A 12022-nucleotide genomic window follows, 5' to 3' on the forward strand; every position below is an offset into this window, starting at 1 on the left:
CTACCCCTGTCGTCCTGCCCCGGCGCGGCGGGTATCGCTGCGCCAGCGGAGCGGGCTTGACCCGGTTTCGCGGCGAAAGATCTGGCGGAAGAACGACACATCGGAATAGCCGACAAGGCCGGAAATCCGTTCGATGCTGAAGGTTGAGCGGGTGAGCATCGATTTGGCCGCCTCGATCCGCAACATCTGCAGCCAGGCATGGGGTGAAAGGCCGGTACCGTCGACAAAATGGCGGTGCAGGGTACGCCGGTTGACCTGCAGCGCTTCTGCAAGCTGAAGCACGGTCACCGGCTGGGACAAATGCTCGGTCAGCCATTGCTGCGCCCGCGCGAGCAGCAGGTCGTGGTCGGCAATGGCTGGCGAGGGCGCCAGCATGGTGTCCTGCGGAAACAGCCGACGTTGCAACCAGCGCGAAGAATTGCGCGAGGCGATCCGGTCCATCAGGCGGATGCACAGTAGATGATCAACCGCCGCCCCGGCTGAGGTGAGCAGGCGTCCGTCCTCGGCCACGGCATCGGCTGCAGTAAAGGCAACCTTGGGGTACAGTTCGCGCAAGGCGTCGATCATCCACCACGGCGCGCTGGCCCGGCGCCCATCAAGCAGCCCGGTGCTGGCCAGAAGCGCAACCGAGGCGCCAGACGCGGCGATGGTCGCGCCAGCGCCGGCGCGTTCGCGCAACCAGTCTGCGAACGCAGCGGCGGCAATCTCCGGTTGATCGCCCGGGGGGATGTAGTCCGCCACGAACAGCAGGTCAGGCGCTTGCCCGGCAATGGCCCGGCCTTCGGCGGCAAGGGTGATCCCTTCCAGCGTGACCGTCCGTTCCGTGCCGATAGAGAGCAGATGCAACTCGGCAAGATCAAATCGTTCCGACGCGGGAAGAACGTCCACCGCGCCATATTGGCGATAGATGTAGCGGCGGGTGAGGCGGATCGAATCGACCATGGCGCCAATGCTGGACAGGCAGGCAGACGGCGGGGCCACCACCGCCACATTCATCACCTCTCCGACCGATGCCTGACCCATATGGCCATGGTGATAACCCCATATGTCACTGTCTGACAAGGCAAAGCGAGGCATAGCATGGGGCCATAAAACAGAGCCCGAGAGAGGATTTGCCCATGGCCAGCACGCGGCAAGAGCTGCTCGACCTGATCGTAACCGACCACGCCTTCGACCACCCCCGCGCCGAGATCGAGGCGCTTCAGCTGCAGGCGGCGGACGAGCTGTTCCAGATGCTGCGGGCACGGATTCCGGTGCTTGACCGGCGGGCGAATGAGACCGGGATCGAGCGGATCGAACGGTTCGAGGACATCGTCCCGCTGCTGTTCGCCCACACGGTCTACAAGTCCTACCCCGAAAGCTTCATCGAGAAGGGCCGCTGGGACCGGATGCTGGCCTGGCTGACCACGCTTTCGGCCGATGACCTGACCGGGATCGACGTGGCAGGGGTGACTGACGCGGACGAATGGCTGGGCCGGCTGAAGGCCGCCGGCTGCATGGTGCTGGCGACCAGCGGATCGAGCGGGAAGTGTTCGTTCCTGCCCGCGTCGAGTGCAGACAAGGCACTGAAACTGCGCCACTTCAAGCACTCGACCGGGTGGCCGAACACGGTGGCGAACAACCAGATGATCTCCTTCTGGACCGGGCCGATCGAGGGCCCGAACAGCGCGATCGAGGCCGGGCAGATCCAGCGCGACCTGTGGGCCAAGCCGGGCGCGTTCTACAACCTGATCAGCGAGCCACTGCGGATCACCGACGTGAGCGCGGGCGCTGCCTTCATGAAGAAGATGCGCAGCGGCACGGCGAGCCCGGACGAGATCGCCGCCTTCGAGGAGCGCAGCAAGGCCGCGTCAGCGCGCATGTCTGCCGGGATCGAGGGATTCGTGGACACGCTGCTGGCCCACCGCCACGAACCGATCCAGATCTCTGGCCTGTGGGCGCAGCATCTGCAGATCATCGAGATGGCCTATGCCCGCGGGGTCAAGGACGGCGAATTCCACCCGGAAAGCCGGGTCAGCGCTGGCGGCGGGATCAAGGGCGTGGTCCTGCCCGAAGACTACAAGGAACGGGTGCGCCGGTTCTATGGCGACGTCCGCTACCCCGGCGCCTATGGCATGACCGAGATGGCGCAGCCGATGCCGATCTGCCCGGGCGGGCGATACCACCGGCCACCGGGGCTGATCTGGCTGCAACTGGACAAGCCGGGCGAGAACCTGATCAATGCCAGGGAGGGCGTGGTCGAAGGGCGCTTTGCCTTCCTTGACCTGCTGTTCACGGGCCGGTGGGGCGGTTGCATCAGCGGTGACAAGGTGGAGATCGACTGGAGCGATTCCTGCCCCTGTGGGCGGCCCGGGCCGACCATCCTCGATACGATCAGCCGCTTTGCCCAGGCCGGGGAGGAAGACCACATCGGCTGTGCCGGGACGATCGACAGTTATGTACGAGGAGCCATGTCATGACCGTGATGGATCAGGGACTGCGCGCGGCGGTGCCGCATTTCGTCAAGGGCGAACTCGTCGAATGGCAGGGCGGGCCGGGGGAAGACCACGGCCGCTTCATCACCCCGCCACTGGACCTTAACCAGCTGGTCTGGTCCCGCGCTGCGCCGCCGCCTGCCGCCAATGTGCCGGTGGCCGAGATCCTCGACATCCTCGAGGCGCTGGGCAGCTGGCTGGACCGTGATCCTGCGGGCGCGGTGGAGCGGGCCTTCATGGCTTCGGCCGGCACCAATCCGCTGGAGAAGGGCGTGCTGGAACGGTCGTTCCGGTCGCTCAGCCACTGTTTTGACCGGGCCTCGCTTAGCTGGCAGGTGGAGCAGGAACTGGGCGGGACCGACGTGCTGGACGGTTGGCGCGAGGTGACGACCCCGATGGGGCGCAAGGCCGCGATCCGCGCCTTTCCGCCGCGTCTGGTCCATATCGTGGCGGGCAACGCGCCTGGCGTGACCGCGATGACCGTGGCGCGCGGCGCGCTGACCAAGGGCGTCCACCTGCTGAAATTGCCGTCAAATGATCTGTTCACCGCCGCTGCCGTGCTGGGTGGCTTGGCCACCGTGGCGCCCGGCCATCCAGTCACGCGTTCGTTCTCTGCGGCATACTGGCGCGGTGGCGATGCCAGGGTGGAATCGATGCTGTTCCGCCCGCAGTTCTTCGACAAGCTGGTCGCCTGGGGCGGGGAGGCGGCGCTGCGATCCGCCAAACAATACATCGGCCCGGGCTTCGAGCTGGTGTCGTTCGACCCCAAGACCTCGATCTCCATGATCGGGCGCGAGGTTCACGCGGACGACGCTGTACGCCGCGAGGTGGCCGATCTTGCCGCCGCAGACGCGACGGTGATGGACCAGCAGGCCTGCGTTTCCAGCCGGTTCCAGTTCGTGGAGGGCACTGTGGAAGAGGTCGATGCCTATTGCGCCGCCCTGCAGGAGCGGCTTGGCGTCGAACGCTTCGTGACGTCTGCCTGCAGCACCGCGCCGCAGGGCGAAATGCGCGACGAGATCGAGGCGCTGGCCATGCTGGAGCCCGATTACCGCGTGTTCGGCCGGTTCGACGGGCGGGGCATCGTGGTCCGGTCCGATGAGCCGGTGGATTTCCATCCCGATGGACGCGTGGTCAACGTGGTGCGGGTAGACCGGCTGGATGATGCCATCGGCGCCGCCAATGTCGCGACGCAAACCGTGGGCATCTGGCCCGCCGAACGCCGCCGCCAGCTGCGCGACGTGCTGGCATCGCAGGGGGTGCAGCGTGTCACCGCGCTGGGCGCGGCAGGCTCGGTCGAGGCCGGGCTGCCGCATGACGGGTTCCTGCCGCTCGGGCGGTTCATCCGCTGGGTCAATGACGAGGACGGGCTGCCAAGCGCAGCAGGCTGAGCCATCACAGGTGCGGTTATTGCCCTGGCCCGGTCAGGCGGGATTGATCGCATCAGTGACATGGTCATGGTGTCGGGCATGAAGAGAACCATCGTTGTAACAGGTGCCGCTTCAGGCATGGGTCGCGCTACGGCAGAGGCGCTTGCGTCTGCCGGTCACCGGGTCATCGGGGTTGACCTGCGCAATGCCGAGGTGGTGGCAGACCTTGCGACGCCTGCAGGGCGCGAGGCCATGGTGGCGCAGGTCACCGCGCTGGCCCCGGATGGCGTGGACAGCGTGATCGCCGTCGCCGGCGTTTCCCCACCGGTCCCACCCCCGACCGTGGTTGCGGTCAATTTCTTTGGCGCGGTGGCAACGCTGGAATTGCTGCGCCCGCTCCTGCTGCGATCCCCTGCGCCCTGCGCGGTCGCGGTGATCTCGACGGCGGCGCTGATGGACTATGACCAGGCACTGGTGGACGCATGCCTGGCGCGCGACGAGGCAGGCGCGCTGGCCCTGGCCGAAGGCATGCCGCTGATGGGCAACACTTATGCCTCCAGCAAGAACGGATTGGCGCAGTGGTTGCGCAAGGCCGCGGTGTCGGCCGAATGGGGCGGATCGGGGATCCTGCTGAACGGCGTTGCACCGGGATCGGTGCTGACTGCGATGACCGAGCAGTTCTTCGCCACCGAGGAAGGGCGCGAGATGATGGCCAAGGTCACGCCGATCAGCCTGCCTGGCCGCTTTCATGCCGATCCGGCTGAAGTTGCCGAGGTCATCGCATTCCTCGCCACTCCTGCCGGACGCTATCTCGTGGGCCAGATCATCTATGTCGACGGCGGGACCGAGGCGATCTTCCGGCCTGACGTCATCTGATCGCAGGGAGAGGAAATGACCGGGACAGCGAAGGGCAATGCGGCGACCGAGATGCTGTGCCGCCAGTTCGGATTCGGTCCCGGGATCCCGCCCCGCGATGCGTTCGGCAATGATGCAGGACCGGGCACCGATCCCTTTGCCAATATTCACCCCGACGCGCGGTTCAGCATGTTCGGCCCCACCGGCACCAAGGAGCAACTGGTGGGCAAGGCGGCCTATGTCGACTTCGTGACCGGCTGTGCCGCTGCTCTGGCCGATCGTTCGGACGAGATCCTCGCGATCGTTCCAGTCGATGCCGAAGGCGCCTTCGTTCACGGGCGGGCGTGGCGGAAAAGCAAGGCCAGCGGCGAGGAAATACGCTATGAATGGGCCATGCTGTTCCGGGTGGAGCAGGGCCTCATCAGCTATGGCGCAGACATGCTCGATGCCAATGCACAGGCCTTTTGGGGTCGGGTACTGGGCGAACGGCCTGCGGCCTGAAGTGCCGCTGACATCGCCGGGCTGAAATAGTCGGGGAGGCTACCGGACGCAGTAGCGCCCGGCCCCTCACGCAGCGCTCGTTCGTCAGGCCCAGGGGTCTACGTGGACCTTGGTTTCGTTATGCGTGCCGCGCAGCTTTTCGATCATCGCGGGCAGGGCATCGAGCCCGACGTTGCTGGTGATCATGTGGCGCGGTTCGACGTGGCCGGCATCGAGGGTATCGACCGCGTACTGGAATTCCGGGACGGTCCACGCCATCGAGAAGGTCATCTTGACCTGCTTGAAGGTGGTTATGCCGGGAATCACCGGATCGGGCGCCATGCAGAAGCCGAGCGAGATCACGTGGCCGTTGGGCTTGACCAGGTTGACCGATTGCTGAAGCAGGCCGACCGCACCCGCGGCCTCGAATACGTAGTCAGGCATGCCGCCAAGTGCTTCGGTCACGCGCTCCATTTCGCCCTCGCCGGTCTGCACATAGTCATGCGCGCCAACTGCAAGGGCCAAGTCGCGGCGACGTTCCGAGCGAGACGCGGCAACGACGCGCCCTGCGCCAAGCCGACGCGCCCAGAAGGTGGTGGCCAGGCCGACTGCACCGGCGCCGAGCACCAGCACCTTGGACCCGAGCGGCAGATTGGCGAGGCGTACGCCGTGCAGGCCAACGGCCAGCGGCTCGACCAGCGCGCCATCGTTCATGCTGAGTGCGGCGGGCAGCTTGACCGCCGTGCGTTCAGCAATGCGCATGTATTCCGCATAGCCGCCGGCATAGGGCGACATGTTCGGGCACATCACCACCTGCCCGGCGCGGCACAGCTCGCATTCGCCGCAGCCGGCCGAGGGAAGGGCGGTCACGCGGTCACCCACCTTGAGCGTGGTCACGCCCTTGCCGATCGCCACCACTTCGCCCGCGAATTCATGGCCGAGGATGGTGTCGCAGGGGAAATCGTAGCCCTTGCCCGAGGTCATGTTGAGATCGGTCCCGCACACGCCGCAGCGGCCGACCTTGATGACCGCCTCGCCTTCGCCGGGCGTGGGATCGGGCCGTTCCTCGACCACCCAGGGCTTGCCGGCTTCCTTGAATACAGCTGCGCGCATTTAACTCTCCCGCGTTATATCTTGCCCGACATGTTAGGGAGCAGTCGGTCAGCAAACATCCCCACTTGGGGATGAGCGCGACCGTCCGTCACTCACCCGTGAATCGCGGCGCCCGCTTTTCGTTGAAGGCGGTCAGCGCTTCCTTGTAGTCAGCCGTGGTATTGGCGACAATCTGGGTCGGGTTCTCGATATCCAGGGCAAGGTCGAGGCTGGACGCATCGAGATTGCGCCACATGATCCGCTTGGTCTGGGCCACGGCAAAGGGGCTGTTGGCCATGATTGCGCGGGCCTGATCGAGCGCAGCTTCGGCCAGGGCCTCGGCTTCGACCATGCGCAAGATGAGGCCGGTCCGGAGCGCCTCTTCGGCATCGATCGGGCGACCGGTCAGCATGATCTCGAAGGCGCGCGCAGCACCGATCCAGCGCGGCAGGAAGTAGCTGATACCGCTTTCTCCCGCGCTGAGGCCGATCCGGACCGAGGCGACGAGGAAGCGGGTCTGAGGCGTGCCGATGCGGATGTCTGCGCCGACCGCAATCGCCATGCCGGCGCCCGCAGCAACGCCATTGACCGCGCAGATCACCGGTTGCGGCATTCGGCGCATTCGCTGCGACATGCCCGCGAAGCGGCTTTGCCAGCCCATCTTCTCGACGCTGGAGCTGACCCCGGGGGTCTGGCGGTGCGCGGCGGCGCGCATGTCCTGCCCGGAACAGAAGGCGCGGCCTGAACCCGTGACGATCACGACGCGGCACGAGGCATCGTCGGCCAGATCGTCGAGCGCGTCCGAAAAGTCCTTCACCAGTTCGCGCGACAGGCTGTTGAGGGTATCGGGCCGGTTGAGCGTGAGCCGGACCACGCCTTCGATTGGGCGGTCAATCAGGAGATGGTCCATGGCTCGTCCTCTTTCCGGGTATGGTGGTGCAGGATGATCAGGGCGCCTGAGATCAAAGCGCCTGTCTGATCAGAGAGATTGGCCATCATCCAGTTCGAAGCTGCCGCCGGTGATCGTGCGCGCTGCGTCTGACAGGAGGAAAAGGGCCATGTCGGCAAGATCGGCCGGGACCATGACCCGCTTGCGCGGAAAGCTGGCGATCAGCGCTTCTCCTGCCGGGCTTTCGAGCCAATCCGTATTGAGTTCGGTCTTGATCCAGCCGGGACAGATCGTGTTAACGTTGATGCCCTTGAGCGCCCACTCTTTAGCAAGGGCCTTGCCCATCATCAGAACGCCAGCCTTTGTCGTATTGTAGGCGACCAGCTTATCAAGCACGCGATGCGAGCCAACCGAGCCGATGAACAATATGCGGCCCGCCCCACTTCCAGGTGAGCCAGCCGCAATCATACGCTTCGCCGCTTCGCGGGCCGTAATGAAGACACCGCGTAGATTGACCGACACCACGTGGTCAAAACCTTCGATCGCAATGCCAAGAGCAGAGGCAGGCTGGTTCATGCCGGCATTGGCAATTACCGACATGATCGGACCTAAGGCGGCCTGAGCTGCATCGAAGCCGCGGCTTACCGACGCTTCGTCCTCGACATCCATTTCCACGGCAACTGCCTTGCCGCCTGCAGCGGCGATTTCTGCTTTGAGCGCTGCAAGGCGATCCAACCGGCGGGCGGCGAGGGCAACTGACGCTCCCGCAGCGGCTGCAGCGCGGGCAAACTCTATGCCAAGGCCAGAGGATGCGCCGGTGATAAGGACCGCTCGGCCGGAAAGATCGGGAAAGTTAGCCATGGGTAATGTCTCTCGGAGATTATGGATCCAGGCAGATCATGCGACTTGGGTTCAGGCAGTAGCAGCTTCTGCCCTCGTCGAAGTGCGAGAATAGTCCCCGCCTGTTTCAAACCGCTTCAGGTACTCCATCAGGCCGCGTGGGGTCCGCTTACGGCTTGGATTGTACCAAGGTAGCAGGTTGGCGAGTAGTGGCCAGGCTGTGCTCATAAGGAATTTCTTGAAGCGTTTTTCGTCGGCTTTGGACTCCTCGAGCTCCTCAGGGCTCATTTTTGCCCTGTCGATGGTCATGAGGTATTCGTACATGCGGTTCATGTAGCCGGTAGTGAGGTGCCGGATTGCGAACAAAAGGCCGTATATGCGGTAGAAATAGCCGTTCAAAATGGCGTTCCAGAACCCCTTGCCGTATATTGTGTGGTAGAGATCAAAGCAGACGTGACGATGCTCGAACTCTTCGGCCATGTGCCATTTCCACATCGCAGTCAGTTCGGGATCAGCCCCAGCCAGCCATTCGTCGCTTTTTTCGAACCAAACCCAGCCTGAAAGCGCGCCGAGAGATTCAAATCCGTCTGCATAGGCCAGTTGGAACTTCAGTGAGCGGTTTTTCAGGAATTCGTCGAGATCGTCCTCAAGCTCTTTCTCCATGACCGCCATTTCGGGATAACCCTGTTCGACCAGCCGCCTGTTGAACATGCGGTGCTGGCGGAAATGCTGGGACTCCTGGGCGATGAAACCGTCGATGTCCTCAAGCAACCTGGTCTCGGTCGCCGGAATCAGAGGCCGGGCATTCTGCAGCACCTTGATAAGCCACGGTTCGATTGGCGTCGGGATGAACGAGGTGGCATTGCGGTGTTGCGAAAATGCGTGGCTGCGCGCCCAATGCGCTTGGACAGCCGAATAATCGATCTTGGGAAAACGTACAGTAAGGGCCATCGGTCTTGTGCCTGCCAGCGGACATGGTCTGAGGTCCTCTTGCATAGACCGGTTCGATGGAAAGTAACTGCCCTGGCGTGGCATCATCGCAGCAGCGATAGCCAAGTCTAGCCTATCGCTCGCGAAAGGTCCGACGCTTACTAGTCGGTTTGAAGGAGAAATGCTGATGAGTCCGCGCCCCTTTCGCGTCGATGTACCGCAAGCTGTCCTTGATCGAATATCGATGAGGGTAGCCGATGCCCGGATCGGATATGCGCCAAACATGGGCGGGCCCTGGGACTACGGTACGGACAGCGTCTATCTCGCTGAACTGATCGACTACTGGCGGGACTGTTACGATTGGCGCGTGCATGAACGCGCACTCAATCAGTGGCCTCAGTTCATGGCCGAGGTCGATGGGGTCGACATTCATTTTTACCACATACAAGGCGATGGTTCACGCCCACTGCCCATCATACTGACCCATGGCTGGCCTGGATCCGTACTGGAATTCCAGGCTGCCATTCCACTGCTGCTGAAGGCGGGATTCACACTCGTTGTCCCTTCGCTGCCGGGATATGGCTTTTCGGGCAGGCCAAAGGCTTTTCTCGGTCCTGCCAGCGTAGCGGCCATGTGGCGCAAGCTTATGGTCGACGTGCTGGGCTATCCGCGTTTCCTGGCGCAGGGCGGTGACTGGGGCAGCGCTGTGACCTTCCAGCTTGGCGCATCACATGCCGACGTGGTCGCGGCCATTCACGTCAACTTCTTCATGGGGCCGCCGCCGGGATCGAGTGACGATCCGGAGCTTGCGGACTATTGGCGATCAGTCGGTCAGTTGATGCAGGCCGAGAGTGGCTATCATCACGAACAGGGCACTAAGCCTCAGACGATCGGGCTTGCGCTGCACGACAACCCGGTCGGCTGGGCGTCTTGGGTGGTAGAGAAATTCTGGCGTTGGGGCGACACCCAAGGCGACATTGAGAGCAGGTTCGACAAGGACCACCTGATCACGAACCTTATGACTTACCTCGTCACCGATAACATCATCTCGTCGTTCTGGATGTACTATGCCAGCAATCACGAAGCGCGGCATCCCGGGCCGGTGACGGTGCCTTGCGGTCTCGCTCATTTTCCGGGCGAGTTTTATCCGATGCCGAGCCGGCGCCTTGCAGAACAGGCATACAACGTAAAGCGCTGGAGCAAGATGGAGGCCGGTGGCCACTTTGCCGCAATGGAAGAACCGGTGGCATTTGCGGCGGACGTCATCGCCTTCTTTGATGAATATGGGCGTTGATCCAGCCTATCGCACCGGTGATCCTGCAGGCTCTACGCTTGGCTTGCCTCTATTCTGCAGGTAAGGGCTGAAGAATGACCCAGTTGTCGGCCATGAAACTCGCGGTCGGTCCTATCCCGCTTTACCACCAGCTGGAACAGGATCTCAAGGCGCGCATCAGCTCTGGCGAGTTTGCGTCAGGAACCATGCTGCCCACAGAAGAGCAAATCGGCACGGCTTATGGTGTGAGCCGCATCACGGTGCGCCGTGCCCTTGAAGCGCTCGATGCGCAGGGGTTGATTCAACGCAGGCGCGGGGTCGGTTCGTTCGTTGCCGAGCGATCGTCCGGCTTTCACGCCGTTCAGTTGAGCGGGTCGCTGGATGCATTCCTGATGTCGGCCTATGAACTTGAGCCGACCCTTATCTCCCTCGAGGAGCGCGTCGCTCCTGATGAGGTTCTTGCTGACTTCGGGCTGCCTCCTGGGGAATCTCTGCTGCGGCTTGAGCTGATCAGCCAGACCAAGGAAGGGCCGACAGCCCACTCGGAGTTTTTCTTCACTCCCGCGATGAAAGGCAAGCTGACGGCTGACGATATTATCGGGAGTGAGCCGATCGTGCGCATTGTCGAACGCAAGCTGGGCGTGCGAGTGGGGCGTGCAACGCAGGTTATCGAGCCCTATCAGGTGACCGGTACCACGGTGAAATATCTGGACCTGGCAGAGGGTACACCTGTGCTGGGCACACAGCGCAAATATTACACGACTGCCGGTGAACTGATCGAAGTGGCGCGGCAACGCTACCATCCGGCACGCTATCGTTATGAAGTGGACCTCAAAGCCAGCTTGTACAGCGTGTGATCGGCGGCCCACCGTTGGGACGGCGGGCCGCACAAACTCAGTTACCTTTAAAGACTGGATCTCGCTTGCCCATGAACGCGTCAAGCGCCTCGGCATGGTCTTCCGTTTCGTGGGCAAGAGCCTGATAGGCTGCCGACAGTTCGAGAATCTCCGACATTCGCTGGGTTTGCGCTTCGCGAAGAAGGCGCTTGGTCAGGCGGAGAGCTCGTGCCGGGTTTGCGGCAATTTTTTCAGCCAGCGCAATTGCTTCGTCGAGCAAGCATTCATCCGCCACGACCTTTCCGACCAATCCGAAGGCTAGAGCTTCCTGCGCAGTGTAGCGGTCGCCAGTGAAGAACATTTCAGCGGCGCGAGCATACCCGACGACGCGCTGCAGCGACCAGGCGCCGCCATCACCTGGAACGATCCCGACCTTGATGAAGCTGGCCGAGAACTTGGCACTCTCTGCAGCTATGCGCATGTCGCAGAGGCACGCCAGATCGCAGCCAAGGCCAACGGCATGGCCGTTGATGGCGGCAATCAGGGGTACCTCGCAATCCATGAAGGCTGCGGTAATTTTCTGCACGCCACGGCGATAGTTGTGGCGCGTGGAGTCTGGCTGGTCGAGCGGACCAATGCCGTTCCTCTCTTTCATCGCCTTCAGGTTGCCGCCGGCGGAGAAAGCGCGCCCGGCTCCGGTGAGAACGGCAGCTGAGATCGAGCGGTCGTCGGTCAGCGATTCGATCGCATTCACGAGGTCGCGGCAATCGTCATGCGTTCCGATGGCATTGAGCGAATCGGGGCGGCTGAGCGTGAGGATGGCAATGCGACCGCGCCGCTCCATCTGGATAAATGAGGACATGTGCTGCGTTCCTGTGCAGTGGCGGGAATGCGCCGTTTCTATTCGGTTGTGGCATTTTTGCGAGCCTCGCGATCGATCATCGCAGGGGCGAACGTTTCGCTTGCCAAGGTGCCAACTTGGT

Annotated in this window: 12 protein-coding genes; 6 read left to right on the forward strand and 6 right to left on the reverse strand. The window is 63.0% G+C overall.

Annotation, left to right across the window (positions count from 1 at the left end; genetic code table 11):
- A complete protein-coding gene (locus POM99_RS17135) occupies nucleotides 1–1023 on the reverse strand; it encodes a GlxA family transcriptional regulator (RefSeq protein WP_277279705.1) in 1023 nt (340 codons plus the stop codon).
- A gap of 95 nt (nucleotides 1024–1118) precedes the next feature.
- Here POM99_RS17135 and POM99_RS17140 point away from each other — a divergent pair, with 95 nt between their 5' ends.
- The 4 genes from POM99_RS17140 (at nucleotide 1119) to POM99_RS17155 (ending at nucleotide 5200) form a co-directional block, all read left to right on the forward strand.
- A complete protein-coding gene (locus POM99_RS17140; RefSeq protein WP_277279706.1) occupies nucleotides 1119–2459 on the forward strand; it encodes a hypothetical protein in 1341 nt (446 codons plus the stop codon).
- Nucleotides 2456–3865, forward strand: coding sequence for an acyl-CoA reductase (locus POM99_RS17145; protein WP_277279707.1), 1410 nt, complete (start codon nucleotides 2456–2458; stop codon nucleotides 3863–3865). Before POM99_RS17140 ends, POM99_RS17145 begins: the two co-directional genes overlap by 4 nt.
- A gap of 78 nt (nucleotides 3866–3943) precedes the next feature.
- The gene (locus POM99_RS17150) at nucleotides 3944–4720 is read left to right on the forward strand and encodes an SDR family oxidoreductase (RefSeq protein ID WP_277279708.1); all 777 of its coding nucleotides are present in this window, start codon (nucleotides 3944–3946) and stop codon (nucleotides 4718–4720) included.
- A gap of 15 nt (nucleotides 4721–4735) precedes the next feature.
- Entirely contained in the window at nucleotides 4736–5200 is a 465-nt protein-coding gene (locus POM99_RS17155) for a nuclear transport factor 2 family protein (protein ID WP_277279709.1), read from the forward strand.
- An 84-nt stretch (nucleotides 5201–5284) separates the two neighbouring features.
- Here the strand turns inward: POM99_RS17155 and POM99_RS17160 are convergent, their stop codons facing one another.
- From POM99_RS17160 to POM99_RS17175, 4 genes are all read right to left on the reverse strand, one after another.
- On the reverse strand, nucleotides 5285–6292 hold the full coding sequence (locus tag POM99_RS17160; RefSeq protein ID WP_277279710.1) for an alcohol dehydrogenase catalytic domain-containing protein: 1008 nt from the start codon (nucleotides 6290–6292) through the stop codon (nucleotides 5285–5287).
- Between the two features lie 88 nt (nucleotides 6293–6380).
- Nucleotides 6381–7181 (reverse strand): enoyl-CoA hydratase/isomerase family protein, encoded by an 801-nt coding sequence (locus POM99_RS17165; RefSeq protein WP_277279711.1) that lies wholly within the window; start codon nucleotides 7179–7181, stop codon nucleotides 6381–6383.
- A 69-nt stretch (nucleotides 7182–7250) separates the two neighbouring features.
- Complete coding sequence (locus tag POM99_RS17170; protein ID WP_277279712.1) at nucleotides 7251–8021, reverse strand: SDR family NAD(P)-dependent oxidoreductase; 771 nt, start codon at nucleotides 8019–8021, stop codon at nucleotides 7251–7253.
- A gap of 51 nt (nucleotides 8022–8072) precedes the next feature.
- Nucleotides 8073–8951 (reverse strand): metal-dependent hydrolase, encoded by an 879-nt coding sequence (locus tag POM99_RS17175; RefSeq protein WP_277279713.1) that lies wholly within the window; start codon nucleotides 8949–8951, stop codon nucleotides 8073–8075.
- A gap of 166 nt (nucleotides 8952–9117) precedes the next feature.
- Between POM99_RS17175 and POM99_RS17180 the strand changes: the two genes are divergently transcribed.
- Entirely contained in the window at nucleotides 9118–10224 is a 1107-nt protein-coding gene (locus tag POM99_RS17180) for an epoxide hydrolase family protein (protein WP_277279714.1), read from the forward strand.
- 74 nt (nucleotides 10225–10298) lie between these two features.
- The gene (locus POM99_RS17185; RefSeq protein ID WP_277279715.1) at nucleotides 10299–11060 is read left to right on the forward strand and encodes a GntR family transcriptional regulator; all 762 of its coding nucleotides are present in this window, start codon (nucleotides 10299–10301) and stop codon (nucleotides 11058–11060) included.
- Between the two features lie 37 nt (nucleotides 11061–11097).
- Here POM99_RS17185 and POM99_RS17190 read toward each other — a convergent pair whose 3' ends face one another.
- Nucleotides 11098–11901, reverse strand: a complete 804-nt coding sequence (locus POM99_RS17190) for a crotonase/enoyl-CoA hydratase family protein (protein WP_277279716.1) — start codon at nucleotides 11899–11901, stop codon at nucleotides 11098–11100.
- Nucleotides 11902–12022: the final 121 nt, after the last annotated feature.

Origin of the sequence: Novosphingobium cyanobacteriorum (assembly GCF_029436685.1) — a bacterium.
GTDB lineage: Bacteria > Pseudomonadota > Alphaproteobacteria > Sphingomonadales > Sphingomonadaceae > Novosphingobium > Novosphingobium cyanobacteriorum.

What these genes read in the sequence shown, in the direction of transcription:
- POM99_RS17145 (WP_277279707.1), top strand. Translation starts at nt 2,456, where the DNA reads ATGACCGTGATGGATCAGGGACTGCGCGCGGCGGTGCCGCATTTCGTC.
- POM99_RS17160 (WP_277279710.1), bottom strand. Translation starts at nt 6,292, where the DNA reads ATGCGCGCAGCTGTATTCAAGGAAGCCGGCAAGCCCTGGGTGGTCGAG.
- POM99_RS17180 (WP_277279714.1), top strand. Translation starts at nt 9,118, where the DNA reads ATGAGTCCGCGCCCCTTTCGCGTCGATGTACCGCAAGCTGTCCTTGAT.
- POM99_RS17140 (WP_277279706.1), top strand. Translation starts at nt 1,119, where the DNA reads ATGGCCAGCACGCGGCAAGAGCTGCTCGACCTGATCGTAACCGACCAC.
- POM99_RS17190 (WP_277279716.1), bottom strand. Translation starts at nt 11,901, where the DNA reads ATGTCCTCATTTATCCAGATGGAGCGGCGCGGTCGCATTGCCATCCTC.
- POM99_RS17185 (WP_277279715.1), top strand. Translation starts at nt 10,299, where the DNA reads ATGACCCAGTTGTCGGCCATGAAACTCGCGGTCGGTCCTATCCCGCTT.
- POM99_RS17165 (WP_277279711.1), bottom strand. Translation starts at nt 7,181, where the DNA reads ATGGACCATCTCCTGATTGACCGCCCAATCGAAGGCGTGGTCCGGCTC.
- POM99_RS17170 (WP_277279712.1), bottom strand. Translation starts at nt 8,021, where the DNA reads ATGGCTAACTTTCCCGATCTTTCCGGCCGAGCGGTCCTTATCACCGGC.
- POM99_RS17135 (WP_277279705.1), bottom strand. Translation starts at nt 1,023, where the DNA reads ATGGGTCAGGCATCGGTCGGAGAGGTGATGAATGTGGCGGTGGTGGCC.
- POM99_RS17150 (WP_277279708.1), top strand. Translation starts at nt 3,944, where the DNA reads ATGAAGAGAACCATCGTTGTAACAGGTGCCGCTTCAGGCATGGGTCGC.
- POM99_RS17155 (WP_277279709.1), top strand. Translation starts at nt 4,736, where the DNA reads ATGACCGGGACAGCGAAGGGCAATGCGGCGACCGAGATGCTGTGCCGC.
- POM99_RS17175 (WP_277279713.1), bottom strand. Translation starts at nt 8,951, where the DNA reads ATGGCCCTTACTGTACGTTTTCCCAAGATCGATTATTCGGCTGTCCAA.